The 25,191-nt window shown below is 72.0% G+C and carries 21 protein-coding genes and 2 pseudogenes; 17 read left to right on the top strand and 6 right to left on the bottom strand.

What is annotated here, in order from left to right:
* Position 1 precedes the first annotated feature (1 nt).
* Entirely contained in the window at positions 2 to 1,417 is a 1,416-nt protein-coding gene (purB, locus tag CFK39_RS05310) for an adenylosuccinate lyase (RefSeq protein ID WP_089064581.1), read from the bottom strand.
* Between the two features lie 77 nt (positions 1,418 to 1,494).
* Positions 1,495 to 1,908: a phage holin family protein gene (locus CFK39_RS05305; RefSeq protein ID WP_089064580.1), complete on the bottom strand. Its 414-nt coding sequence runs from the start codon at positions 1,906 to 1,908 to the stop codon at positions 1,495 to 1,497.
* A 124-nt stretch (positions 1,909 to 2,032) separates the two neighbouring features.
* Between CFK39_RS05305 and CFK39_RS05300 the strand changes: the two genes are divergently transcribed.
* The 3 genes from CFK39_RS05300 to CFK39_RS05290 all read left to right on the top strand — a co-directional run bounded on the left by CFK39_RS05300 (position 2,033) and on the right by CFK39_RS05290 (position 5,992).
* Positions 2,033 to 3,124 (top strand): histidinol-phosphate transaminase, encoded by a 1,092-nt coding sequence (locus CFK39_RS05300; RefSeq protein WP_089064579.1) that lies wholly within the window; start codon positions 2,033 to 2,035, stop codon positions 3,122 to 3,124.
* A gap of 164 nt (positions 3,125 to 3,288) precedes the next feature.
* Positions 3,289 to 4,617, top strand: coding sequence for an MFS transporter (locus tag CFK39_RS05295; RefSeq protein ID WP_089064578.1), 1,329 nt, complete (start codon positions 3,289 to 3,291; stop codon positions 4,615 to 4,617).
* A gap of 85 nt (positions 4,618 to 4,702) precedes the next feature.
* Positions 4,703 to 5,992, top strand: coding sequence for a Gfo/Idh/MocA family protein (locus CFK39_RS05290; protein ID WP_089064577.1), 1,290 nt, complete (start codon positions 4,703 to 4,705; stop codon positions 5,990 to 5,992).
* Between the two features lie 73 nt (positions 5,993 to 6,065).
* On the opposite strand, the gene CFK39_RS05285 is transcribed toward CFK39_RS05290, so the two are convergent.
* Positions 6,066 to 7,049 carry a CPBP family intramembrane glutamic endopeptidase gene (locus CFK39_RS05285; protein WP_157697073.1) on the bottom strand — a complete coding sequence of 328 codons (984 nt, stop codon included), beginning with the start codon at positions 7,047 to 7,049 and terminating at the stop codon, positions 6,066 to 6,068.
* Positions 7,050 to 7,199: 150 nt separating this feature from the next.
* Complete coding sequence (locus CFK39_RS05280; RefSeq protein ID WP_089064575.1) at positions 7,200 to 7,562, bottom strand: response regulator transcription factor; 363 nt, start codon at positions 7,560 to 7,562, stop codon at positions 7,200 to 7,202.
* A gap of 270 nt (positions 7,563 to 7,832) precedes the next feature.
* Between CFK39_RS05280 and CFK39_RS05275 the strand changes: the two genes are divergently transcribed.
* From CFK39_RS05275 to CFK39_RS05220, 13 genes and pseudogenes are all read left to right on the top strand, one after another.
* On the top strand, positions 7,833 to 9,134 hold the full coding sequence (locus tag CFK39_RS05275; protein ID WP_089064574.1) for a sugar ABC transporter substrate-binding protein: 1,302 nt from the start codon (positions 7,833 to 7,835) through the stop codon (positions 9,132 to 9,134).
* Positions 9,131 to 10,105, top strand: coding sequence for a carbohydrate ABC transporter permease (locus tag CFK39_RS05270; RefSeq protein ID WP_089064573.1), 975 nt, complete (start codon positions 9,131 to 9,133; stop codon positions 10,103 to 10,105). Before CFK39_RS05275 ends, CFK39_RS05270 begins: the two co-directional genes overlap by 4 nt.
* Positions 10,102 to 10,929, top strand: a complete 828-nt coding sequence (locus CFK39_RS05265; RefSeq protein WP_089064572.1) for a carbohydrate ABC transporter permease — start codon at positions 10,102 to 10,104, stop codon at positions 10,927 to 10,929. The genes CFK39_RS05270 and CFK39_RS05265 overlap by 4 nt, the downstream gene beginning before the upstream one ends.
* A 44-nt stretch (positions 10,930 to 10,973) precedes the next feature.
* On the top strand, positions 10,974 to 12,350 hold the full coding sequence (locus CFK39_RS05260) for a glycoside hydrolase family 3 N-terminal domain-containing protein (RefSeq protein WP_245822927.1): 1,377 nt from the start codon (positions 10,974 to 10,976) through the stop codon (positions 12,348 to 12,350).
* A 40-nt stretch (positions 12,351 to 12,390) separates the two neighbouring features.
* Entirely contained in the window at positions 12,391 to 12,894 is a 504-nt protein-coding gene (locus tag CFK39_RS17150; RefSeq protein ID WP_275094137.1) for an anhydro-N-acetylmuramic acid kinase, read from the top strand.
* Positions 12,776 to 13,647, top strand: a pseudogene (locus tag CFK39_RS05255) (anhydro-N-acetylmuramic acid kinase). Before CFK39_RS17150 ends, CFK39_RS05255 begins: the two are co-directional and overlap by 119 nt.
* A complete protein-coding gene (locus CFK39_RS05250) occupies positions 13,647 to 14,507 on the top strand; it encodes a MurR/RpiR family transcriptional regulator (protein ID WP_089064571.1) in 861 nt (286 codons plus the stop codon). The pseudogene CFK39_RS05255 and the gene CFK39_RS05250 overlap by 1 nt, the downstream one beginning before the upstream one ends.
* 185 nt (positions 14,508 to 14,692) lie before the next feature.
* On the top strand, positions 14,693 to 15,799 hold the full coding sequence (locus tag CFK39_RS05245) for a thiamine pyrophosphate-dependent enzyme (protein ID WP_089066297.1): 1,107 nt from the start codon (positions 14,693 to 14,695) through the stop codon (positions 15,797 to 15,799).
* 59 nt (positions 15,800 to 15,858) lie between these two features.
* Positions 15,859 to 16,785 carry an alpha-ketoacid dehydrogenase subunit beta gene (locus CFK39_RS05240; protein WP_245822995.1) on the top strand — a complete coding sequence of 309 codons (927 nt, stop codon included), beginning with the start codon at positions 15,859 to 15,861 and terminating at the stop codon, positions 16,783 to 16,785.
* A 33-nt stretch (positions 16,786 to 16,818) separates the two neighbouring features.
* A pseudogene (locus CFK39_RS05235) lies at positions 16,819 to 18,329 on the top strand (dihydrolipoamide acetyltransferase family protein).
* Between the two features lie 55 nt (positions 18,330 to 18,384).
* On the top strand, positions 18,385 to 18,960 hold the full coding sequence (locus tag CFK39_RS05230) for a fluoride efflux transporter FluC (protein ID WP_245822926.1): 576 nt from the start codon (positions 18,385 to 18,387) through the stop codon (positions 18,958 to 18,960).
* Positions 18,957 to 19,370, top strand: coding sequence for a fluoride efflux transporter FluC (locus CFK39_RS05225; RefSeq protein ID WP_089064569.1), 414 nt, complete (start codon positions 18,957 to 18,959; stop codon positions 19,368 to 19,370). The genes CFK39_RS05230 and CFK39_RS05225 overlap by 4 nt, the downstream gene beginning before the upstream one ends.
* On the top strand, positions 19,367 to 21,316 hold the full coding sequence (locus CFK39_RS05220; RefSeq protein ID WP_089064568.1) for a CopD family protein: 1,950 nt from the start codon (positions 19,367 to 19,369) through the stop codon (positions 21,314 to 21,316). Before CFK39_RS05225 ends, CFK39_RS05220 begins: the two co-directional genes overlap by 4 nt.
* Positions 21,317 to 21,436: 120 nt before the next feature.
* On the opposite strand, the gene CFK39_RS05215 is transcribed toward CFK39_RS05220, so the two are convergent.
* Together CFK39_RS05215 and CFK39_RS05210 are read right to left on the bottom strand one after the other, a co-directional pair.
* Positions 21,437 to 22,864, bottom strand: coding sequence for a flavin-containing monooxygenase (locus tag CFK39_RS05215; RefSeq protein WP_089064567.1), 1,428 nt, complete (start codon positions 22,862 to 22,864; stop codon positions 21,437 to 21,439).
* A gap of 164 nt (positions 22,865 to 23,028) precedes the next feature.
* A complete protein-coding gene (locus CFK39_RS05210; protein WP_089064566.1) occupies positions 23,029 to 24,039 on the bottom strand; it encodes an N-acetylglucosamine kinase in 1,011 nt (336 codons plus the stop codon).
* A gap of 147 nt (positions 24,040 to 24,186) precedes the next feature.
* On the opposite strand from CFK39_RS05210, the gene CFK39_RS05205 reads away from it, so the two are divergent.
* The gene (locus CFK39_RS05205) at positions 24,187 to 25,161 is read left to right on the top strand and encodes an N-acetylmuramic acid 6-phosphate etherase (RefSeq protein WP_089064565.1); all 975 of its coding nucleotides are present in this window, start codon (positions 24,187 to 24,189) and stop codon (positions 25,159 to 25,161) included.
* The last annotated feature ends 30 nt before the right edge of the window (positions 25,162 to 25,191 follow it).

The following is a 25,191-nucleotide window of genomic DNA, read 5'->3' as shown; positions in this document are numbered from 1 at the left end:
CTCAGGCGCTGGTCTCGTCCAGATGGTCCACGAGCTGCGCGGCGTAGCCGACGTAGCTGTGCGGGCTCAGCGCCAGCAGCCGCTCCTGCTCCGCCGCGGGCAGACCCAGCGAGCGCACGAACTCGCGCATCCCCTCGCCGTCCACGCGGTGGCCGCGGGTGAGGTCCTTCAGCCGCTCGTAGGGGTTGTCCAACCCCGGCACGCCCTGCACGCCGAGGGTGCGCATCACGGACTGCACCGCCTCGCCGAGCACCTCCCAGTTGCCCTCGAGATCCGCTGCCATCGCGTCCGCGTCCACGTCGAGGCCCGCCAGGCCCTTGCGGAGGTTCGCGATCGCCAGCAGCGAGTGCCCGAACGCGGGGCCGATGTTGCGCTGGGTGGTGGAGTCGGTGAGGTCCCGCTGCAGGCGGGTGGTGACCAGGGTCGAGGCGAGCGAGTCCAGCAGCGCGCCGGAGATCTCGAGGTTCGCCTCGGCGTTCTCGAAGCGGATCGGATTCACCTTGTGCGGCATCGTCGAGGAGCCGGTGCCGCCCTGGGCCGACAGCCGCTGGCGGAAGTAGCCCAGCGAGATGTAGGTCCACACGTCGGTGGCGAGGTTGTGCAGGATACGGCCCGCGCGGGCCACGTCGGCGTAGATCTCGGCCTGCCAGTCGTGGGATTCGATCTGCGTGGTCAGCGGGTTCCAGGTCAGCCCCAGGTGCTCCACGAAGCGTCGCGAGACCTCTTCCCAGTCTGCCGTGGGCACCGAGACGGCGTGCGCTGCGTACGTCCCGGTCGCGCCGTTGATCTTGCCGAGGATCTCATCGGCGGCGATGCGGCGCTCCTGCCGGCCCAGCCGGTAGGCGAAGACCGCGATCTCCTTGCCGAGGGTGGTGGGGGTGGCGGGCTGGCCATGGGTGCGCGAGAGCATCGGCACCTCGGCCGCATCCTTCCCGAGCGCGGTGAGATCCGCGATCACCTCGCGCAGCGCCGGCAACCACACCTGCTCCACCGCACCCTTGACCATCAGGGCGTAGGAGAGGTTGTTGACGTCCTCGCTGGTGCAGTAGATGTGCACCACCTCGGCCAGCGGTTCCAGCGAGGTGCCGGCCAGGCGACGCTTGATGAAGTACTCGATCGCCTTGACGTCGTGGACCGTCTCCCGCTCGATCTCGGCGTGCTCGGCGATGCCGTCCGCGCCGAAGTCCTCGGGGATCGCGCGCAGCAGGGCGCGCTCGTCGCCGGTGAGGGTGCGCAGCCCGGGGATCACCTGCCCATCGAGCAGGTGGATCATCCACTCGGTCTCCACCACCAGGCGGGAGCGGTTCAGCGCCGCCTCGGAGAGATGGTCGGCCAGCGGCGCGACCTGTGCGCGGTAGCGACCGTCGAGCGGGGTCAGGGCGATCTGCGGGGTGATGTCCGCGAAGGAGTGAGCCATGGGGAGCATTCTCCCAGACGCGGTGCGCTCCAGGACATCAGGTCCCCGTCGCGGACCGCAGAGGTCACTCGCCGTTCTCACTCACCGACCGAGCGGCTGCGGCTGCCGCGTTCGTCCCCGAGCCCGGTGATGCCTTCGACGATCGCGGACAGGATGCCGATGATCACGCCGGCCCCGAGCGCCCACCAGAAGCTGTCGAATTCGAGCGTCAGGTCGAACAGGCCCGAGACCCAGCTCGCCAGCAGCAGCATCAGTGTGTTGATGACCAGCTGGAACAGGCCCAGGGTCACGCAGGTGATGGGGAAGGTGAGGAACTCCAGGATCGGCTTGATGATCGTGTTGATCAGCGCCAGGATCAGCGCGATCGCCCCGATGGTGAGGACCTGGGTGAGCGCGGTCGCGCTGTTCTCGCCCAGGTGCATGCCGGGCAGGATCAGCGCGGTGACCCACAGCGCGAGGCCGGTGACGATGATGTGTCCGAGGAATCTCATGGCCCCATTATCCTCACCGCGGTCGGGCGGTGCATCGGGGGTATCCCCACCTCCGGCACTATGCCTCCACCCGCGGCTGACGGAACCGCCTCCGACGCGGCCCCGCGCCGCATACCCTGGCGGCATGTCCGACCAGCCCGCTGAGAACGTCCGCCTGCGCTCCGCGCTCGAGAACCTGCCCGCCTACGTCCCCGGAAAGCCCGCCGCCGATGACGGCGCGCGACGCTTCAAGGCATCCTCGAATGAATCGCCCTTCTCGCCGATCGCCGCGGTGCGCGCGGCTGCCGTCGCCTCGCTCGACGGCGCGAACCGCTACCCCGATGCGGCGGCACTGCAGCTGCGCGAGGCACTCGGGGGCAAGCACGGGGTGGAGCCCGCCCAGATCGCCCTGTCCACCGGCTCGGTCGCCGTCTCCGGCGACCTGGTGCGCGCCGTGGTGGGCGAAGGTGACGAGGTGGTCTTCGCCTGGCGCTCCTTCGAGGCGTATCCGATCCTCGTCGGCTCCCACGGCGGAATCTCCGTGCAGGTCCCGCTCACCGCGCACGGCGAGCACGATCTCGAGGCGATGGCGGCGGCGATCACCGAGCGCACCCGATTGGTGCTGCTGTGCACCCCGAACAACCCCACCGGGCCCTCGCTGAGCACGGACCAGGTCGAGGATTTTCTCAGCCGCGTCCCGGAGGACGTGGTGGTCGCGATCGACGAGGCCTACCGGGAGTTCCACGACCCCGCCACCGTGCTCGGCACCGCCGGGCTCTTCCGCCGCCACGGCAACGTGGTGCTGCTGCGCACCTTCTCCAAGCTGCAGGGCCTGGCCGGGCTGCGGATCGGCTATGCCGTCGCCCATCCCCGCCTGGCCCGCGCGCTCAGCCAGGTCACCGTGCCCTTCGGGGCCAGTGTTCCCGCGCAGGCGGCGGCGCTGGCGAGCCTGGAGCCGGCGGCACAGGAGGAGCTCGCGCGGCGCGCGGAGTGGGTCCGCGCCGAGCGCTCCCGGGTGCTCGCCGCACTCGCCGAGCAGGGCTGGCAGCTGCCTGTGAGCGAAGGCAACTTCGTGTACTTCCCGCTGGGGGAGCAGAGCGCCGAGTTCGCCGAGTTCGCCGATGCCCGCGGGCTGGTGCTGCGCGCCTACGGCGTCGAGGGTGTGCGCGCCACCATCGCCGAGCAGGAGGCGAACGACCTGCTGATCGAGATCGCGGGGGCCTGGCGCGAGCGCTGACCGCTCCCGAGAGGCGCCGTGGCAAGGGGTGGACACGACTACCGCCCCCGCGCCCCGCGCCGCTAGCCTCGACGGAGGTCGGGACCCAGCCACTGCGGGAAGGGCGCCCGAGGCGTCCGGTCCGACTGCCCGACGTCGCCCCCGACCTCCGTGAAGGATCCCCCATGAGCACGCCCGCCGCACGCCTGCCTGCCCTGGGCGGGACCCGGGCGTACGTGGTGTGGATCGCCGCCGTGACCGCCTATTCGATCGCAGTCCTGCAGCGCACCACCATGGGCGTCGCCGGGCTCGAGGCCACCGAACGGTTCGGCGCCTCCGCGACCATCGTCTCCAGCTTCGTCGTCCTGCAGCTGGCCGTCTACGCGATCTGCCAGATCCCGGCCGGGCTGCTGCTGGACCGCTACGGCTCCCGGGTCACCCTCGTCGCCGGGGCCCTGCTGATGGGTGCCGGGCAGCTGCTGATGGCCCAGACCGAGACCGTGGGCGTGGCGATGGTGGCGCGCATCATCCTCGGCGCCGGCGATGCGCTGACCTTCTCCAGCGCGGTCCGTCTGGTCCCGGCCTGGTTCCCGGCCTCGCGGGTGCCGATCCTCACCCAGCTCACCGGGATCCTCGGCCAGGTCGGTCAGATCGCCTCGGCCGTACCCTTCGTCGCAGTGCTGACGGTGGCCGGCTGGGGCACGGCCTTCTCCTCGGCCGCGTCCGTGAGTGCGGTCGCGGCGCTGCTGGCCCTGCTGGTGGTCCGAGCGACGCCACCCGGGATGCCGCGGCCCCGGGTGAAGCAGGACCTCACCAGGATCCCGCTGGTGCTCGCGCGGATCATCCGCCACCCCTCCACGCAGCTGGGCTTCTTCACGCACTACACCGCCGGGTTCACCGGCATCACCTTCTCCATGATGTGGGGCTACCCGTACCTCACCGCGGGGGAGGGTCTCAGCCGGCCCGCCGCCTCCGCGATCATGACCGTGCTGGTGGCGGTCGCCGTCGTCGCCGGGCCGCTGATCGGCGCCCTCACCCAGCGCCACCCGCTGCGCCGCTCGACCCTGGTGCTGCTGATCGTCGCCACCATCGTAGTGCCGCTGCTCGCCCTGGTGCTCTGGCCCGGGCCGGCCCCGATCTGGCTGCTCATTGTGCTGGTCTCCGGCTTCTCGATCGGTGGCCCGGGCAGCAACATCGGCTTCGACTTCCCGCGCACGGACCTCGCCCGGCACCGGCTCGGCACCGCCACCGGGGTGGTGATCATGGGCGGCTTCATCGGCGGGCTCACCTCGATCCTGCTCATCGGAGTGGTGCTGGACGTGCTGCGGCCCGACGGGAACTACGACCTGGAGGCGTTCCGCCTCGCCTTCGCGGTGCAGCTGCCGCTGCTCGCGATCGGGGTGGCGGGCATGTTGATCTCGCGCCGGAACCTGCGACGGCGGATGGCGGCGCGGGGCAGCCAGGTCCCGCCCTGGCGGGATGTCTGGCGCTCCGGGCGCTGGCGTCGGCTGTAGCGATGAACCGCTGCCCGTGATGGCTTGCCGCTGGGTGGAATCCTGGCGTAGCGTTTCCCCCGTCAGTTAATTTCAAGGAGGAAATATGTCGTTCACGCTGGGCATCGTCGGGATCGGCCAGTTCGGCTCCCACTTCGCAGAGCTCTTCGCCGCCCACCCCGAGATCGAGGCGCTCTACGCCGTGGACTCCGTGGCCGAGCGGATCGACGCGGTCCAGGCGCGCGGGGTGCGCTTCGACAAGCGCTTCGACACCCTCGAGGAGCTGCTCGCCTCCGACGTCGACGCGGTCGCGATCTTCACCCAGCGCTGGACCCACGGCGAGCACGCCCTGGCCGCCCTGCGCGCGGGCAAGCACGTCTACTCCGCCGTGCCGATGGCCATCGAGGAGCAGGAGATCCGGGCGATCGCCGAGGAGGTGCAGCGCACGGGGCTGGTCTACATGATGGGCGAGACCAGCCAGTACAACGCCGCTGTGGTGCTGGCCCGCCGCATCCACCGCACCGGCGCCTTCGGCGAGGTGTTCTACGCCGAGGGTGACTACGTCCACGACATGGACCTCGGCTTCTACGACGCCTATAAGTACTCCGGCGGCGAGAACTGGAAGGCCACCGCCTCCTACCCGCCGCTGCTGTACCCCACCCACTCCATCGGCGGCATCCTCGGCGTGCTGGGGGAGCGGCACGCCACCTCGGTCTCCGCGCTCGGGCGCCCCGATACCCGTGGCGACGGCGTGTTCGACAAGGACGTCTCGATGTTCGGCAATGACGTCTCCAACGCCTTCGCGCTGTTCGGGATGGACAACGGCGGCGCCTTCCGCACCAACGAGCTGCGTCGGGTGGGCTACCCCAGCCACAAGCGCGAGTCCCGCTTCCGCTTCTTCGGTGAGGACTCCAGCTTCGAGGAGACCATCGAGACCACCTACTGGCACGACAAGCAGCGGGTGCTGGACGTGACCTCCCTGATCGCCACCGGCTCCACCATGAGCCTGGACGATCCGCGCCTGGCCGACGTCTCCCCGGCCCTGCGCGACGCCTTCGTCGCCGGCGCCGCGCAGGTGCATCACCAGGCGCGCCTGCCGAGAGAGTTCCAGGGCCTGCCCAACGGTCACGAGGGCGCCCACCACTTCCTGGTGGACGACTTCGCCCGCGCGGTGGCCGACGGCATGCAGCCGATGGTCAACGCCTGGCAGGCCGCGCGGTACACCCTGCCCGGCGTCATCGCCCACCAGTCGATGAACTCAGGCGGTGAGCGGCTCGCGATCCAGGACCTGGGCGAGTGCCCGCTGCCGGTGCTGGATCTCGACGCGGACCAGGAGCCGCTCGATCTGGAGGCGCTGTACGAGACGCAGGAGGCGGCGGGCGCTGTGGTGGGGTGACCCGGCGGGAGCTGCTGCGGTCGGGCCCGGCGCCGCGAGGTGCCGGGCCCGAGGTCCGCGGCGAGGAGCTGGATCAGCCGGCCTCGGGAGCCGTCCTCTGCTGATCTCCGCGACCGGCTCCCCGGCCGGTGCGCGGCATGATCGCGAAGGCGGTGGCGGCGATGAGGACGATGCCGGTGAGCCCCATCGGGGTGTCGAGGAACCAGTTCAGCTCGCTCGCCGTCTCGCTCGTGGCGACCACGCCGATCGCCACGCCCAGGGTCGAGTTCAGCGTCGCGTGGGCGAAGGCGGCCGGGATCGGATTGCCTCCCGCCCGCTCGGTGATCGCGCTGAAGAGGTAGTGCAGCGCGATGCTGGCGGGGAGGAACATGGCCACAGCCGCCCAGCGCGGCTGCCCGGTGTAGTTGTGGCCGATCAGGGTGACCGGCAGGTGCCACAGCGACCAGATCGCGCCGCCGAGCACGATCGCGGGCCACGGACCCAGCGGGGCCAGCTCGCGCCGGAGCCAGCCGCGCCATCCGATCTCCTCGCCGAGCGCGGGGACCACGGTCAGCAGCAGACCGAACGCGCTGATGGCCAGGACGAGGGCGACCGCCGCCCCGGTGGGCATCTCCGCCCCCTGCTCGGACATGGACCGGGAGACCTCCGCGGCCCAGGTGCTCCCGGTCAGATCACCGGGCACGCCCCGCAGCACCATGATCACCGCAGTGGCGAGGTTGAGAGCGAGCACGAGGAGCGTCGCGAGGGGCGCCCAGAGCAGGATCCGCTTCCAGCGTCCACGGAACCGCAGGCCCACCGCGTCCCGCCACGAGGTGCGATCCACCAGCTTGGCGACCACGACCGAGGCGATCGTCGGCGCGAACATGCCCGCGCCGATCACCAGCGTGTACAGCGGGTGGGTGATGCCTTCGTCGAGCACCCAGAAGGGTGCCGCGCACAGGGCGAACAGCCCGTAGGCCACCGCGCCGAACACGAGGACGCTGCGCCAGCGCACGCGGCGGCGTTCGGCCGGGACTGGGGTGCGGGGGCCGTGAAGCGAGGTCTGCGAGGAGGTCATGCACTCACCGTCGGCCTCCCGATGCCCCGGGTCAACGCGATCTCCCGGAATCTCGACCATGGTCGCTCGGGATTCGCCATGGGTCGGGAGACGTCACCGACCAGGGGCGGAGGCGCGCAGCGGTGCTGGAGCCGCACGACGTTCCGATCATCAGCACGCGAGCAGGGAGATGATCCGGGTGGCGAGCTCGTCGGGGGTGAAGGGCTCGGTCATGCAGTCCTCCGCCCCGGGGGTGCGGCCGTCCTCGGGACCGTGCTCCCGGTCGCGTGCGGTGAGCATCAGGACCTGCGGCGTGGAGCCCTCGGCGCGCAGGCCGCGGAGGAGATCCGCACCGGACCTGCCCGGCATCGTGCGGTCCACCACGACCAGGTCGACGTCGCTGTGCGCGGCGAGGGCGTTGCGCGCGGCGTCGACCGAGCCCACCGCAGTGACCTCGTGCCCGCACGAGCGGAGCCGCAGCGAGACCAGCTCGACGAGGTCGGCATCGTCATCGACGAACAGGATGTGTGCCATGCCCCCATCGTACCGAGCAGCAGGAACCACCGGAGTCGGGGGTCTCGAGGGGCGGAGTCGTGGGCGGCAGTCAGGCCCCTTGCGTCCGCAGCGCCCGGGGCGCACAATTCAGCAAGGGGGTTTCATAAGAACTCCGCCAAGGCGCCTCTCCGGATGGCACGGCGCCACAGAGGTGGTAACTTCACTCCCGTCTGGCAATGCAGTGAACTTTTCTCAGCAGTGGGGCTCGAGGGTCTGCGCGCCGCTGCGAGACCGACGAAGGAGTCACCCATGATCACTCGACGACACGTCCTGTCCGCCGGTGCCGCCGGTTCCGCCGCCCTCGCCCTGGCCGCCTGCGGCGGTGACTCCGGGAGCTCCGGAGGCTCCGGGGGAGCGGTGGACGGCGAGGGCAAGACCCTCACCATGTGGCTGATGGAGGGCACCAACGCCAGCGCGGACACCTATATCGAGGAGCTCAAGACCGCTTTCTCCGACGCCACCGGGGCGACGCTCGATGTGCAGGTGCAGCCCTGGGAGGGGGCGCACGACAAGTTCGTGACCGCCATGGCCGGGGGCACCGGCCCCGACGTCGCCGAGGTCGGCACCACCTGGGTGCCCGAGTTCGCCGACGCCGGCGGCCTGGACGTGCTCACCGAGGACATCGAGGCGGCCGGGCTCTCCGACGGCATGATCGAAGGCCTGGTCGAGGCGGGCACCCTCGATGGTGAGATGTACGGGATGCCCTGGTACGCCGGGGTGCGCTCGATCCTCGGCAACCGCGACATGCTCGAGGAGGCGGGGGTGAACTCCCAGCCCCAGAACTGGGACGATCTGCTGACGATGATCACCACGCTCGAGGAGCACGACTCGGACTGGATCTCCTTCCCCGTCCCCGGGGCGAGCATCTTCTCCGCCACTCCGTTCATCTGGGGAGCGGGCGGGGAGATCGCCGAGAACGCCGACGGAGCTTGGACCGCCACCATCAACGCCCCCGAAGCCGTCGAGGGTCTGACCTGGTACACGGACCTCGCCCTGAAGCACAACTCCTCGACCGCCGCGGCCAGCACCTGGGTGGAGACCGAGGCGCTGGCCGAGTTCCTCCAGGAGAAGGTGCCGATGTTCATCACCGGCTCCTGGGTCCCCGCGACCATCCGCGAGGACAACCCCGAGCTCGCCGAGAAGCTGGTGGCCTTCACCATCCCCGCGAAGGACAGCCCCGTCGCCCCGTCCTTCCTCGGCGGCTCCCTGATGTGCCGCTTCACCGAGACCCAGGAGCCCGAACTCGCCTTCGAGCTGATCAAACTCGTCACCACCGGCGATTTCGCGACGCGCTGGGCCGAGGAGACCAACTACTTCCCCGGCACTGTCGACGCGGTGGACGAGGTCGTCGCCGGCGGCGACGAACTCACCAAGGTCTTCGCGACCCAGATGATCGACGGCGGCAAGTCTGTGCCCGTCACCCCGGCCTGGGGCAAGATCGAGGGTGCCAAGACCATGACCACCCTGGTGGGAACGATCCTCGAAGGCACCTCCGTGCAGGATGCGGCCGACACCGCCGCGGCCGAGATGGACGGCTTCTTCTCCGGATGAGCTCGCCCTCGACCGTCGATGAGCGCCGACGGGACGGTGCGGACGGGTTCATCCCCCGCACCGTCCCGCTGGGGCGCCGCCTGCGCCGCGGCGCAGCGCCCTGGCTCCTGCTCGCTCCCGGGCTGATCGTGCTCGGGGTGCTGCTGCTGTGGCCCATGCTCCGCGTCCTGAACCTCTCGCTGCAGGACTACGAGCTGCGCAACCTGCTGCGCGGCGACACGGACTACGTGGGTCTGGACAACTACGTCCAGGTCCTCACCGACCCGTTCCTGTGGAAGACCGTCCTGCCCAACACGGTCGGCTTCGCGCTCGTCTGCGTGGTGCTGACGATGATCGTCGGCACCGTGGTCGCGCTGTTCCTGAACTCCCTGGGCACCCTGTGGCGCTCGCTCTCCACCACCGCGATCATGGTCGCCTGGGCGGTGCCGGCGCTGACCGGCACCTACATCTTCGTCTGGCTCTTCGATGCGCAGTCCGGGCTGGTGATCTCCACGCTCGACGGGCTCGGGCTGATGGAGGCCGGCAGCTACAACTGGTTCACCAACCGGTGGACCTTCTACGGCATCGCCACCCTCAACGTCGTCTACCACGGCTTCCCGTTCATCGCGGTGACCATGCTGGCCGGGCTGATGACCGTGCCCAGGGAGCACTACGAAGCGGCCGCGATGGACGGCGCCACCGCCTGGGGGCGCTTCTGGAACGTCACCGTCCCCACCCTGCGGCCGATCATCGCTGTGTGCGTGATCCTCTCGACGATCTGGGACTTCAAGGTGTTCGTGCAGATCTACCTGATGCCCGGCGGTGACGGCACCACCCGCTCCGTGATGAACCTCGGGGTGTGGTCCTACACCCAGTCCTTCGCCCAGGGAGAGTACGGCATGGGCTCGACCATCGCCGTGCTGCTGACGGCGCTGCTGCTGGTGATCTCCGTGATCTACATCCGCACGCTGATGAAGGAGGAGGAGCTGTGAACCGTCGGACCCCCGCCTCCACGGCGGCCAAGGCGCTCGGCGTGGTCGTGCTGATGTCGCTGAGCCTGTTCCCCTTCTACTGGATGATCTCCACCGCGGTCGACACCAGCCCGCTCTCGCGCGGCGCGAGCCTGCTGCCCAGCGGGTTCACCCTCGAACACTTCCGGTACGTGCTGGTCGATGCCGGCTTCCTGCGCTACGTCCGGGTCTCGGTGATCGTCGCGGTGGGCACCGTGCTGCTCTCGGCGATCGTGGCTCTGCTGTCGGCGGTGGCGGTGGCGCGCTTCCGCTTCCGGCTGCGCACCCAGGTGCTGATCATGGTGCTGATGGTGCAGATGGTCCCGCTCGAGGCGCTCGTCATCCCGCTGTTCCTGCAGGCGAGGAACCTCCACATGCTCAACTCCCTGCTGGGTCTGATCATCGTCTACCTGGGCTTCTCGCTGGCCTTCGCGATCTGGAACCTGCGCGGATTCGTCGCTGCGGTCCCGCGCGAGCTCGAGGAGGCCGCATATATCGATGGCGCGACCTGGTTCCGCATGTTCCGCTCGATCCTGCTGCCGCTGGTGGCCCCGGGCCTGGTCGCGACCTCGGTGTTCTCCTTCATCACGGCGTGGAACGAGTTCATCTTCGCGCTGACCTTCATGCAGGACAGCTCGAAGTACACCGTCGGCGTGGGCCTGCGGACCTTCTTCACCCAGAACACCGCGGACTGGGGATCGGTGATGGCGGCTTCGACCATCATCACCCTGCCGGTGGTGATCTTCTTCGTGCTGGTCCAGCGCCACCTCGCCGAGGGCATGACCGCCGGTGCCGTGAAAGGCTGAGGCATGACAGAAACCTCCTGGGACCCCGATGCGCTCGGGTGCTGATGGCCCCCTTCACCGGCACCGAGCTGCCGGGCTGGATGGCCGGCGCGCTCGAGGCCGGCCTGGCCTCGGTGGTCCTCTTCGGCCACAACACCCCCGACCCGCAGACCGCCGCGGGACTGGCCCGCGAGATCCACGCCCGTGCCGAGCACTGTGTGGTCGCCATCGATGAGGAGGGCGGGGACGTCACCCGGCTGCAGGCGGCGACGGGCTCCTCCCTGCCCACCGCCTGGGCGCTCGGAGCGGCCGACGACATCGAGCTGACCCGCGATGTCGGCAAGGCTCTCGGCGATCTGCTCGCCGCCTGCGACCTGGACCTCGATCTCGCCCCGGTGCTCGACGTCTGCACCGACCCGGCGAACCCGGTGATCGGCACCCGGGCCTTCGGCGACGACCCCGACCGGGTCGCCAATCATGCCAAGGCCTTCGCCACCGGGCTGATGGAGGCAGGGCTCGGCACCTGTGCCAAGCACTTCCCCGGCCACGGCGCGACCGCCACCGACTCCCACACCGCCCTGCCGCTGATCGACCTGGGCGAGAGGGAGTTCGCGCGGGAGCATCTGGCGCCTTGGCGGATCGCCCCGTGGTTGGACAGCGTCATGACCGCGCACGTGCTGGTCCCCGCCCAGGGAGAGGGGCCCGCCTCGATCTCCACCTGGTCGCGACCGCTGCTGGACCGGGCCGTCGGCGGCACCTACCAGGGCCTGGTGATCACCGACGCGCTGGATATGGCCGCGGTCACCGCCGACCCCGGCTACGGCGAATCCGCGGTCCGGGCGATCGAGGCCGGCGCCGACCTGCTGTGCCTGGGCACCTCGCTGCGCCGGGACGACCAGCAGATGCTCCGCGAGGTCCACGACGCGCTGCTCGACGCCGTCGACTCCGGCCGGATCCCGCGCCAGCGGCTGCGAGATCGCGCCGCCCGCACCCGCGACCGCCTCCGCTCCCTGCGCACCCGACGCCGCTTCGTCCCCGCCCCGCGCTCGAGGACGCCCTGGACCGCGCCGAGCAGCTCGGTGCGACGGCCGCTGCGCGGGCGGTCCGTGCCCGCCACGCGCGGCTCGAGCCCGGCCCCGCCGGCGTCGTCGACCTGCGTGTACGGGCCCAGCACGCCTCCGGAGCCCGTGCCCAGCAGCTGGTCCACGCCCTGCGCGAGCGCGGCGTGCAGGCCGTGGAGCCCGAGTACCCCGACCAGGTCGATGCGGCACCCCAGCTGCTCGCCCTCACCCGCCTGCCCCGCACCGACCCGGAGGAGGGGCAGCGCCTCGCGGAGCTGCTCGGGCGCAGGCCCGACACGATCGTGGTCCACACCGGCGTGCCCGGCGCCGCGCCCGATCATCGCCGCCTGGTGCTCGCCCATGGCGCAGGCCGCACCATGATGCGCGCGGCCGTGGATCTCCTGCTGGCGGGGGAGCCTCGATGAGGGTGCTGGGGATGATGTCCGGCACCAGCCTGGACGCGATCGATGTCGCCCTGGTGGAGTTCACCCGCGACCCGGAATGCCCCAGCACCCTGTGGGCCCGCCTGCTCCACGTGGGCGAGGAGCCCTGGCCCCCCGCCATTCGGGACGCCCTGCGCGCGGTGCTGCCCCCGGCCCCCGCGGACGTCGCCGCCTGGAGCCGTCTGCACGCTGCGGTGGGTGAGGCCTTCGCAACTGCGGCCTCCCGCGTCCTCGCGGCGCACGGCGGCGCCGACCTGATCGCCACCCACGGCCAGACCCTGTTCCACGAGGTCCAGGACGGCCACGTGCTCAGCACCCTGCAGATCGGGGATGCGAGCCGCCTCGCGGCGGTCACCGGCACCCCTGTGCTCCACGACCTGCGCAGCGCCGACGTCGCCGCCGGCGGTCAGGGAGCGCCGCTGGCCCCCTGCTGGACCAGCTGCTGTTGGGGGCCGACGAGCACCGGCGCACCGCCGTGCTGAACATCGGGGGATCTCCAACCTGAGCCTCGTCGGTGGCGGAGCCGAGGACGGCGCTGCGGGAGCGGAGGCAGGGACGGGCACCGGGGGAGAGGTCATCGCCGGCGACCTCGGACCGGGCAATGCCCTGCTCGACGCCGCGATCCATGCCGCGACGGGCCGGCCGGCCGATATCGATGCCGAACTCGCCCGCACCGGCACTGTCGCCCCCGAGGCCCTCGCGACCCTGCTCAGCGATCCGTTCTATGCGCTGCCGCTGCCCCGTTCGACCGGGCGGGAGCACTTCGACTCCCGGTACGTGCAGCGCCTGCTGGGCCAGGAGGCGCTCGCCGCCCTCACCCTGCCCGATCTGCTGGCCACCCTCACCGAACTCACCGCGGTCACCATCGCCGACGCGATCGCTCCGCTGGGGCGAGCCGGGTGGTCGCCTCCGGCGGCGGAGTCCGCAACCCGCTGCTGCGCCAGCGGCTGGCCGCGCTGCTGGCTCCCGTGCCGCTGCTGGACGCCGATGAGCTCGGCATCCCCGCCGACGGCAAGGAGGCTCTGCTGATCGCCCTGCTCGGATACCTGGGCGCGCACGGTCTGCCGGGCACGCTCGTTCGCACCGACGGCACCGCCCATACCGGTGCTCGCGCTCCCGTGGTGCTCGGCTCCCTGACCCCGCCCCACGCCCTGCGCCTGCTGCCCGCGACGTCGGTCGACAGCTGCGCCGTCCGGCGCCTGGAGATCGTGGCCGAGCCCGGGCCGGCGCGCTGATGGCCACGCCCGTCCTGCCCCGCCTCCACAGCCGCAGCGAGGACCTCCAGCCCGTGCAGCGCAGGATCGCCGAAGTGATCCTCGCGGACCCGCTCGGCGCTGGTCGTCTCACCATCGACCAGCTCGCCGCGGCCGCCGCCTGCGCGCAGTCCTCGGTGGTCAACTTCGCCCGGGAGCTGGGTTTCACCGGCTATCGCGAATTCCGCGCGGAGCTCGCCGAAGAGGCGGTGCGGGCCACCGCCCGCGAGGGCGAGCACGCCTTCCCCACCGACATCGACCCCACCGATCCGCTGGCGACCAGCGTCGCCCGGATCGCGGCGGCCGACGCCCGCGCCGTGCGCGACACCGTGCGCCTGCTGGACCTCGCCGTGCTCGAGGAGAGCGCCCGGGCGCTGAGCTCCTCGCGCCGCATCCTCCTGGTGGGCGTGGGCGCCTCGGGCCTGGCGGCGACGGATCTCCAGTACAAGCTGACCCGGCTGGGATTCTCCGCGCAGGCCCTGACCAGTGCCCACGACGCCCTGCCCGCGGTGACCGCGCTCGGTGACCAGGACTGCCTGCTGGCGATCTCGGACTCCGGCCGCACCACCGATGTGCTCGACGCTGTGGAGATCGCGGCACGCTCAGGGGCCCGGACGATCGCGATCACCGGGTCCCCGGTCGGCCCGCTCGCCCGGAGCTGCGAGTTCGTACTGCTGACGGCCTCGCGCGAGCCCTCCTTCCGGGCCGGGGCGACCTCCTCTCGCATCGCCCAGCTGACGATCGCCGATTGCCTGCTGGTCGCGATCTCCGCCACGCTGCCCGATGCCGGCGCCGAGGCGCTCGCCCGCACCCGGGCCGCACTCGAGGGCAGGCGGCGCTGACCCGTCGGCGCCGGTGGCGAGCACCCGCCGCGCCCTGCCGATCTGCGCGACCTGCTGGGCGCGGCGGCTGCGGGCGTCTACGGTGTCACCATGCATACACACCTTGACCCTACGGTCCCGTAAGTTACGCTACCGTCGTGAGTGTCTTCCGTTCCACGATCCCCGATGTCGCGGCCGATGAGCCGATGGTCCAGCTCCTCGCGGCCGACGGCACCCGCACCCCCCACGAGCAGCTGGACGCAGTGCTCGAGGAGAGCGGGCTGGCCACGCCCGAGCGCCTGCGCGGCTACTACCGCGACATGGTGATGATCCGCGCCGCGGACCTCGAGGCCACCAGCCTGCAGCGCCAGGGCCAGCTGGGCCTGTGGGCGAGCGCGCTCGGCCAGGAGGCCGCGCAGATCGGTGCGGGGCATGCGGCCAGGACTCAGGACTATCTTGTGCCCACCTACCGCGAGCACGGGGTGGCCTGGGCGCGCGGGATCGAGCCCTGGCGCCTGCTGGAGCTGTTCCGCGGCATCAGCCATGGTGGCTGGGATCCGAACGCGCTTCGCACCCACCCCTACATGATCGTGCTCGGCTCGCAGGCCCCGCATGCGGTCGGCTATGCCATGGGCCTGCAGCGAGACGGGGTCGTGGGCACCGGGGACCCTTCCACCGACACCGCCGTGCTGGCCCTGTTCGGCGACGGCGCCTCCAGCGAGGGCGAGGTCGCGGAATCCTTCACCTTCGCCGCCTCCTTCCAGGCGCCGGTGGTCTTCTACACCCAGAACAACCAGTGGGCGATCTCGGTGCCCACCTCCGTGCAGTCCCGGGTCCCGCTCGCCCAGCGCTCCCGCGGCTGGGGCATCCCCTCGGTGCGGGTGGACGGCAACGACGTGCTCGCCGTGCTCGGCGCGGTCCGCACCGCCCTGGACTCGGCCCGTTCCGGCAACGGCCCGATGTTCGTCGAAGCCCTCACCTACCGGATGGCCGCACACACCACTAGCGACGATGCGTCCCGCTACCGTCCTGCCGCCGAGGAGGAGGAGTGGGCGGCGAAGGATCCGATCCTCCGCCTGCGCAGCCACCTCGAGCAACAGGGTGAGATCGACCAGCAGTACGTGAGCCGCTGCGACGAGGAGGCCCACGACCTCGCGATGCAGCTGCACCATCACATCCACGGCATGGAGGATCCCGACCCGGTGCGCATGTTCGACCATCCCTACGCCGAGCCCCACCCGATCGTGGACGCCGAGCGCGCGGAGTACCTCGAGTACATCGCCCAGTTCGAGGACGAGGAGGAGCGAGCGTGAGTTCCACAGCCTCGAACCTGCCGATCGCCAAGGCGATCACCGCCGGTCTGCGCGACGCCATGACCGCAGACGACAAGGTCCTGCTGATGGGCGAGGACATCGGCCCCCTCGGCGGCGTCTTCCGCGTCACCGACGGCCTGCACGCCGAGTTCGGCTCCCAGCGGGTGGTGGACACACCGCTGGCCGAGGCCGGAATCGTCGGCACCGCCGTGGGCCTGGCCGTGCGCGGCTACCGCCCGGTGGTCGAGATCCAGTTCGACGGCTTCGTCTACCCCGCCTACAACCAGATCACCACCCAGGTCGCGAAGATGCACAACCGCACCTCCGGGGCGGTGAACCTGCCGATCGTCATCCGCATCCCCCACGGCGGCGGGATCGGCGCGGTCGAGCACCACTCCGAGAGCCCCGAGGCGCTGTTCGCGCCCACCGCCGGGCTGCGGATCCTCGCGCCCTCGAACGCGCAGGACGCGTACTGGATGACCCGTCAGGCCATCGAGTGCGAGGACCCGGTGATCATGCTCGAGCCCAAGCGCCGCTACTGGGTCAAGGGTGATGTCGACCCCGACCACCGCCCCGAGCTCAGCCCCTGGCAGGCCCAGGTGGTGCGGCCCGGCACCGATGCGACGCTGCTGGCCTGGGGGCCGAGCATGCCGCTCGCGCTCGAGAGCGCGCAGGTCGCGGCCGAGGACGGGATCGATCTGGAGGTCATCGACGCCCGCTCGCTGTCGCCGGTGGACTTCCCGACGATCGCCGCCTCGGTGCGCCGCACCGGACGTCTGCTGATCGCGCACGAGGCGCCGGTGCTCGGCGGTCTCGGCGGAGAGATCGCCGCCCGGATCTCCGAACAGTGCTTCTATCACCTGGAGGCGCCGGTGCTCCGCGTGGGCGGCTACCACCTCCCGTACCCGCCGGCGCGCATGGAGCACGCCTACCTCCCCGACCTCGACCGGGTGCTCGACGGCGTGGACCGTCTGCTCGAGCACTGACGGACGCGCACCACGCGTGAAAGGATCACGACCATGAATGCAGCCTCCGCGGGTCCCGCCGGCTCCACCGCCTCGAGCATCGTCACCGTCCCGCTCAACGATCCGGGAGAGGGCCTCACCGAGGCCGAGATCCTGGAGATCAAGGTCGCCGTCGGCGACCGGGTCGAGATCAACGCCCCGGTGGTCGAGGTCGAGACCGCCAAGAGCGCCGTCGAGCTGTCCACCCATGTGGCGGGCATCGTCGTCGCGATCCTGGTGGCGGTGGGCGATGAGGTGCCCGTCGGCGCCGGGCTGCTCCAGATCGACACCTCCGCCGACGCGACGCCCGGCCCGGCCGACTCCTCCGGTGGCGCCGACGGCGACGCTGCGGCCGACGGCCCGGCCGGTGCTGCGGGCGCGGCCGACGGCCCGGAGGCGGATCCGTCCGCCGAGGAGGTCGCCGAGCAGGTGACCGCACCCGCGGCGTCGGCGGATGCCGCCGGGGCCGAGGAGCCCAAGAACCTCGTCGGCTACGGCTCCCGCTCCGCCCCGGCGCGCCGACGTCGGCGCCGCGCCGCACCGGCCCAGTCGGAGGAGCGCGGACAGGTCCCGATCGACCGGATCCTCGCCAAGCCGCCGGTGCGCAAGCTCGCCCGGGACCTCGGCGTCGCGCTGCACGACGTGCTGGCCACCGGCCCCGAAGGCACCGTGACCCGGCAGGACGTGCTGGCCGCGCAGCAGCGCGCCTTCGGCGGCGAGAGCGACGGCGACTTCTTCCCCGAGGAGTCGCCGCAGGCGCCGGAAGGCCTGGGGGGAGCCATGAAGACCACCCGTGACCAGCCGTTCTCGGGTGTGACCAGCGATGAGCGCACCACCCGGGTGCCGATCCGCTCGGTGCGCAAGCGCACCGCCGAGGCGATGGTGGCCTCGGCCTTCACCGCCCCGCACGTGACGGTGTTCAACGAGATCGACATGACCCAAGCCCTGCAGATCGTCGCCCAGCTGCGGGCGTCGAGGGAATGGGCCGACGTCAAGGTCAGCCCGCTCGCGGTGGTCGCCAAGGCGCTGCTGGTCGCGATCCGCCGCAACCCGGAGGTCAACGGCTCCTGGGACGAAGCCGCACAGGAGATCGTCTACAAGCACTACGTGAACCTCGGCATCGCCGCGGCCACCCCGCGCGGCCTCATCGTGCCGAACCTCAAGGACGCGCACCTGATGACGCTGCGGGAGCTCGCCGAGGGCATCGGCGAGCTCGCCCGCACCGCCCGGGCGGGACGGACCTCGCTGCGCGACACCCGCGACGGCACCATCACGATCACCAACTACGGAGTCTTCGACATCGACTCCGGCACCCCCATCCTGAACCCGGGGAATCGGCGATCCTCGGTGTCGGCGCGATCAAGGAGAAGCCCTGGGTGGTCGACGGCCAGGTCGTCCCGCGGCAGGTCGCCTCGCTCTCGCTGAGCTTCGACCACCGCCTCATCGACGGCGCCCTGGGAGCGGAGCTGCTGCGCGACGTGAGCGCCGTGCTGGAGGATCCGTCGCTCGGTCTCGTGTGGGGTTGAGCGGCGTTCGTCGCCTGAACGACCTCCGCGGGGCTGCCGTCGGTACGCTGTGGCGGTGACCTCGAGCCCCACCCCCGCACCGCGCCCTTCGCGCAGCGACGACCCCCGGATGCAGACGGTCGAGATGGCCGCGCTGCGCTTCGAGGAGGTCACCGAGTCCGAGATCCTGGACTCAGGGCCCGTCCCTCACGAATCGGTCCCGTGGCGGATCGCGATGCTGGTCATGGCCGGGGGCACCGTCGGCGCGATGCTCCGTTTCGCCCTGAGCATGCTCTCCCCCACGGTCACCACGCCCACGCTGGTCGAGCTGCCCTGGGCGACCCTCTGGGTCAACCTGCTGGGCTGTCTCGGCCTCGGCCTGCTCAACGGGGTGCTCGAGGTCCGCGCGCCCCGTCCCTGGCTGCAGCCGCTGCTGGGCACCGGGCTGTGCGGGGGATTCACGAGCTTCTCCGCAGTGGTGCTGGAGGGCTCGGCGATGATCGGCGCAGACTTCCCGGTCCTCGCGATGACGTACACGGCGGCGACGATCGTGCTGTGCCTGAGCGGGATCGTGCTGGGTCTGCTCGGCGGCCGGCGTCTGGCCCGGTGGCAGCAGGCGCGCCGCGCCGCGGACGAAGGCGGGACGGCATGAGCGCGGGCGGCTTCTTGGCGGCGGCACTGCTGGTCGGTGTCGGCGGAGGACTCGGCTCCGTGGCGCGCTGGGGCGTGCGCGTGCTCGCTCTGCGCCTGGTGGCGGCGCGGCGCGGGGAGCACCTGAACGACGAGATCCGGCCCGCCTCGACCGTGCTGGCGAACCTCCTCGCCTGCTTCCTGCTGGGCCTCGTGGTCGCCCGGCTCGGTTCGTCCGGCGGCACCGCCGAGTTCTTCTACCTGATGCTGGCGGTCGGGTTCTGCGGCGGTCTATCGACGCTGTCCACCGCTGCGCTCGACGTCGTCGACCTGGTTCGTCGGCGCACCTTCTCCCTCGCCCTGGCCTACCTGCTGCTGAGCGCCGGCAGCGGGATGGCGGCGCTGTGGCTGGGCCTGGTGCTCGCCTCATGACCGCTCCCGTCCAGCCGCGGCCCCGGCCCGCGGTGGTCCTCCTGCTGCTCGGTGCCCTCGCGGGGCTCGCACTGCTGTCGGTCCTCGCCGCCGACGCCGCGGGCGGGGACAACCTCGTGCTCATGGACGCCGGCCCGATCGCCCGCCGCGGTGCTCCAGTGTCGGCGATGCTCGCCGACTTCGCCGGTGCGCTCACCATCGGTGGGGCCGCCGTCGCCGGCTGGCTGCTGCGGGATGCAGCCGATCGCGCCCGCGCCCTGCTGGTGGTCGCGGTGGCCGCCGGCGCGACCACCCTGCTGCGCGGCATCTCCCTGGGGCTGTCCTACGCGGTCGCCACCGGCCAGCCCGTCGGCTCCCCGCGCTTCGGCTCGGACCTGTCGGTCTTCCTGGCCACGGACCTCGGGATCTGGCTGTTGACCGGGGTGATCCTCGCCGCGGTGACGACGACGGTCGCCGTGCTCGACACCTCGGCGCGCATCGCCCGCGCGGTCACGGCTCTGGCCTGCCTGGTCGCCTTCACCGCAGCGATGACCGGGCACGCCGCCGGTGACGAGACCCATGAGGTGGGCACCTCGACGATGCTCATCCACCTCCTGGCCGTCGGGATATGGCTGGGGGGCCTGGCGGTGCTGCAGCTGCTGCCGGCCCGCAGCCGCGACGACGTACAGGTGGTGCGCAGCTACTCCCACCTCGCCCTGATCTGCTGGATCGCGCTCGCGCTGAGCGGGGTGTGGGCGCTCGCCGTCCGGATGAACGCCCCTGGGGAGATCCTCACCAGCGCCTATGTCCAGCTGGGGCTCGCCAAGGCCGTGCTGCTGCTGATGCTGGGCGCCCTGGGCGCGCTGCAGCGCCGCCAGATCGCCGCCGGATTCGAGACCCCCGGCACCGGGCAGCACGCCAAGAGCACCTATCGCCGACTGGCGATCCTCGAGCTCGCACTGATGGGACTCGCGGTCGCGCTGGCCGCCGCGATGAGCTCCTCCCCGCCGCCTGCGGAGGCCGGTACCCCGCCCGCGGGCCCGGCCGGGGTGCTCACCGGATATCCGCTGCCGCCGGCGCCGGATCTGCTCACCGTGCTGGGCGCATGGCGGCCAGCACCCTTCGGCATGGCCCTGGCCTGCGTGCTGGTGCTGCTCTGGTGGCGGCCGGGCGCACCGCACCGCCGCTTTGCCCAGAGTCTCCGCCTGGTACTGGGCGCTGCGGCGCTGGTCCTGCTGACCAGCGGTCCGCTGAACGTCTACGGCAAGGTGCTGATCTCTGCGCACGTGCTGCAGCATCTGCTGCTGATGGTGCCCGCCGGCGTGCTGCTGGGCAGCGTCTGCGTGGTGCCGAGCGTGCTGCGCGCCCTCGTCGGCCGTCGCTGGTGGGTCTCCGCGCTGCTCGCCGCCGTCGGCCCGATGCTGCTGATCGCCGTCTACCTCGGCCCGCTGCTGCGCCCTGCGCTCGACGGCCACGCGGCGCACCTGACCCTGCAGGTGCTGGCCCTGGCCGCCGGCGTGCTCACGGCGCTCGCGGTCCGGACGATGCCGAGGACCGCCCCGCGCTGGGGGCTCGCAGCGGTGATCGCCGTGCCGCTGCTGCTGACACTCGGAGCGGGTATCGCACTGCTGGCCACCGACGCGCTGGTGGCGTCCAGCTGGTTCGGAGCCACCGGTCGCACCTGGTGGGCAGATGCCCTGGCCGATCAGCACCGGGCGGGCATCGCCGTGCTCGTGGTGGTGGCGCTCACCACCGCGGCGCTCGCCGGGGCAGGGGCAGCCGCGATACGCCCCGCCCGGCCCCACCCGGCCCCACAGAGCACTGACCGCCACCAGAGAACTGACGGCCACCGCAGCACTGACCGCCACCAGAGAACCGACGGCCACCGCAGCACTGACCGCCACCAGAGAACCGACGGCCACCGCAGCACTGATCGCCACCAGAGAACCGACGTATATGGGGCTTGAACGGCATATATCCGTTCAAACCCCATATATGGCAGAAATCTGGTGGCGGCCCGGCCGGGCACGGCCGGAACCTGAGGGCAGTCCGGCCGGGCACGGTTGGAACCCGGTGGCTGCTCGGGGTCAGGCGAAGAGCTCGCGCACGGAGCGCAGCCGCGCCAGCAGCGTGTCGCGGTCGACCTGCGGCACCAGCTGACCCTCTGCCTCGTGGGCGGGCACTGCGCCGCCACGGGTGGTGACCTTCTGGGCGCCGAGCAGGCCCTCGACCCGGCCTCGCACACCGCCGGGGGCGGGGGCGGGCTTCGCGGGCACGGCGACCTCGGATCCTGCCCGCACCCGGCGGAACTGCTCGAGCGCGGGGGAGGAGCCGTCCCGGGTGGCCGCCAGCATGTAGGCGGCGATGTCCGCCTGCTCGACGAGGATCGGCAGGACCCCGCCGGAGACCCGCTGCTGACCGAGGATCACCAGGTCGTCGCGGCCCCGGGCGAAGGCGCCGAGGAACAGGTCCGGTGCGCCGGAGGCGGTGCGCGGCACCAGGTCCTGGGGGAAGTGGTCTGCCCGCGACTCGTAGCCGGTGGCCAGCACGATCAGGTCGGGAGCGAAGCTCAGGTGCCCGGCATGGGAGCCGGTGCCCAGGTGGGTGACGATGCCGTCGGCGTCCACGCCGGTGACGTCGCCGGCCGGCGTGATCCGACCCTCGCGCACCCGGTCGAGCACGTCGTCGGAGACGATCACCGTATCCTCGAGCAGGGGGGCAACCGGGGCGGGCAGGCCCACCTCGGCGGGATGACCGACGGCGCGGCGGATGATGGTCTCGGCGATCTTCGCGTTCAGCCCACCGAGCACGGTCGGCTCGCGGGAGGCCGCGACATCGCCCGGGATCCCGGCGATGCGGCGCGGCACCACCCAGTGGCCGGTCCGCATGGACCAGCGCACATCGAGGGCGCGGCGGGCGGCGTCGACCGAGATGTCGGCGGCGGACTGCCCGGATCCGACCACCAGCACGCGCTGCCCCTCGAGACCGTCGGCCCCGTCCCAGTCCCGGGCGTGGATGACCCGCACCGAGGAGGGGACGTCAGCGGCCCATGCGGGGCGGTGGGGGTGCTCGGAGATGCCGTGGGCGGAGATCACCGCACGATAGATCCCCACCTCCCCGGTGGAGAGCTCGACCTCCCAGACCCCCTCGTCGAAGGGGCGGGCGCTGCGCACCGCGGTGCGGGGACGGAAATGCTCGGTGAGTTCGTGCCGGTGCGCGTAGGCGCGCAGGTACTTCGCCATCTGGGTGGGGGAGAGGTACTCCGGGAAGGAGACCGGCTGGAGCATGTCCTCGTACTGGGTGAACTCGCGGGAGGAGATCATTTCCAGCGTGGGCCACACCGGGGAGTCCTCGCGCTGCGGGTTCCAGATCCCGCCGACATGCGGGGCCCGGTCCACCAGGTCGAAGGGGACCTCCAGCGCCTTCAGCGCCGCGGCGGCGGCGAGGCCGGCGGGACCGGCACCGATGATCAGCACCTTCTCGCGGGTGGGGATCTGGTCGTGGAGATCGGGCATCGAGGGGAGCCTTCTTCCGAGTCGTGCGGCGCGCGGTGCCCGGCACGGTCCCGGGCCCCCGGCTCAGCGGCGGGCAGTCGCTGGCCATCCTAATCGTCGCGCGCGGGCCGGGTCGCCGCTTCGCGCCGGGCGTGACGGAGTCGGGCGCGAAGAGGGCGCGGGGATCAGGGCGGTGATGCGCCCGCCTGCTCCCGCGCCAGCAGCAGCGCGCCGGGCAGACCCGTCCGGGCGATGGAGGAACGACGGTGCTCGGCGCGCAGCGCCTCGGTCACCTCGTCGTGGATCGGTCCGGCGCCGGTCAGCACGGAACCGGCCAGCACCACGGGCAGTTCCGCCCGCGGATCCAGCGCCTGCACGGTGTCGAGCACGTGCGCGATCGCGGTGTCCAGGATCCCGCGGGCCACCGGGTCCTCGGGGATCCTCCCGGGCACGGGCGCGAAGCGGCCCAGCGCGGCCGGGGCACCGGCCGGGAGCTGCTCGTCGAGAGCGCGGATGAGGTCCTGGCGCGGGTCCCCAGTGGTCGAGGGCGGCACTCGGCCCTCCCGCAGATCCAGGTCGATCATGGCCCCGATCTCCTCGGTGAGACGGGTGCGCGGCCCCCGACCGTCGAGGTCCGCGGCGACCGCCTCGAGGGTGCGTCGTCCCAGCCAGACCGCGGAGCCGATATCGCCGAGCAGCCAGCCCATCCCGTCACGGCGGGCGACCGCCTCCCGATCCCGGAACCGCACGGCGACCGCGCCGGTGCCGGCCAGCACCAGCAGACCGTCATCGCCCACGCCCCCGGCGAGGAATGCGGTGTGCAGGTCATCGGTGATGAGGACCTGTCCGGTCTCGATGCCGAGCTCCCGCAGCCGCTCGCCGACCGCGAGGCGCACCTCGGCGGCGCGCGCCGGGCCGGCCCCCGAGATCCCCAGGGCCACGGCGGCGATCTCACCGCGCCCGCCCAGCGCGGCCCGCCCGCGCTCGAGCACCTCGCGCGTCGCCGCGGCCACGTGGTCGAACGCCTGCGCACCGGAGGAGCGCAGGTTCGCGCCCGGGCCCTCGGCCTCGGCGATCACTGCTCCATCCAGCGGGGCGAGCACCAGGCGAGAGCTGGTGCCACCGATATCACCGGCGATGACCAGGAGCGGCGCTGCCGAACCGTCCGCGCCACCCGTGGCGGATGCGTCGACCATGTGGATCCCTCCCGTGGCTGGAGCCCCATGGTAGGCGGGAGCCCGTGCGGGGTTCTCGATACGCTGGTGCCTCGTCGGCGCGCGCCGCCCGCACCACGGGGTGCCGGGGCCGCCGTCGACCATCGCCCCCGACCTCAGGAGTCCGACGTGAGCCAGCCCCCGCGGGACGAGCCGACCCTCGACGTCAGCCTCGTCGACCTCTCCTCACCCACCGAGGAGCGCAACCCCCTCAGCACCGAGCTCGATGCCCTCGATGCCCGCGGCATGGTCGACGTGATCCTCGGCGAGGATGCGACAGTCGCCGCGGCGGTCCAGGCCCGGGCCGGGGAGATCGCCGCTCTCGTCGAGGTGTGCGTGGAGGCGATCTCCGCCGGGCACACCGTCCACTACCTCGGCGCCGGCACCTCCGGGCGCCTCGCGGTCCTGGACGCCGTCGAGCTCGCCCCCACCTTCAACGCCGACGAATCGATGGTCACCGCACACCTGGCCGGCGGCGAGGGAGCCTTCCTCACTGCGGTCGAGGGCGCCGAGGACTCGACCACGGCCGGGGCCGAGCTGGTGCGCGACCGGTGCGTTGCCGGGGACGTGGTGATCGGGCTGGCCGCGAGCGGTCGCACCCCCTTCGTCGGCGGTGCGTTGCAGGCGGCCCGTGACGCGGGGATGCCCACCGCGCTGATCTCTGCGAACCCGCAGGCCTCGCTGGCCGCGCTCGCCGACCATCCGATCCTGCTGGACGTCGGCCCCGAGGTGGTCACCGGCTCCACCCGCATGAAGGCGGGCACGGCGCAGAAGCTCACCCTGAACGCGCTGTCCACCGCGACGATGGTGCGGCTGGGCACCACCTTCGGGAACCTGATGATCGACGTGCGACCCACCAACGCCAAGCTCGTCGCGCGCACCGTGAGGATGCTGGTCCAGGCCAGCGGCCGGAGCCCGCAGCACGCCGCGGCGATGCTCGAGGCCGCGGGCGGCGGGGTGCGCCTCGCCCTGGTCGCGCTGCTGGCCGATACCGAGGTCGAGGCCGCCGCGGAGGTGCTCGAGCAGTTCCCCCGCGATGCCCGGCGGGTGGGTGACCCGGCCGGGATCCGCTCCGCGGTGGCTGCCCTCGACGCTCGCGGCTGAGACCGGCGGGCCCGTCGGCGGGCCGGACGA

The organism is Brachybacterium avium (genome assembly GCF_002216795.1).
Classification (GTDB): domain Bacteria; phylum Actinomycetota; class Actinomycetes; order Actinomycetales; family Dermabacteraceae; genus Brachybacterium; species Brachybacterium avium.
This window is presented reverse-complemented; position numbering and strand designations above follow the sequence as displayed.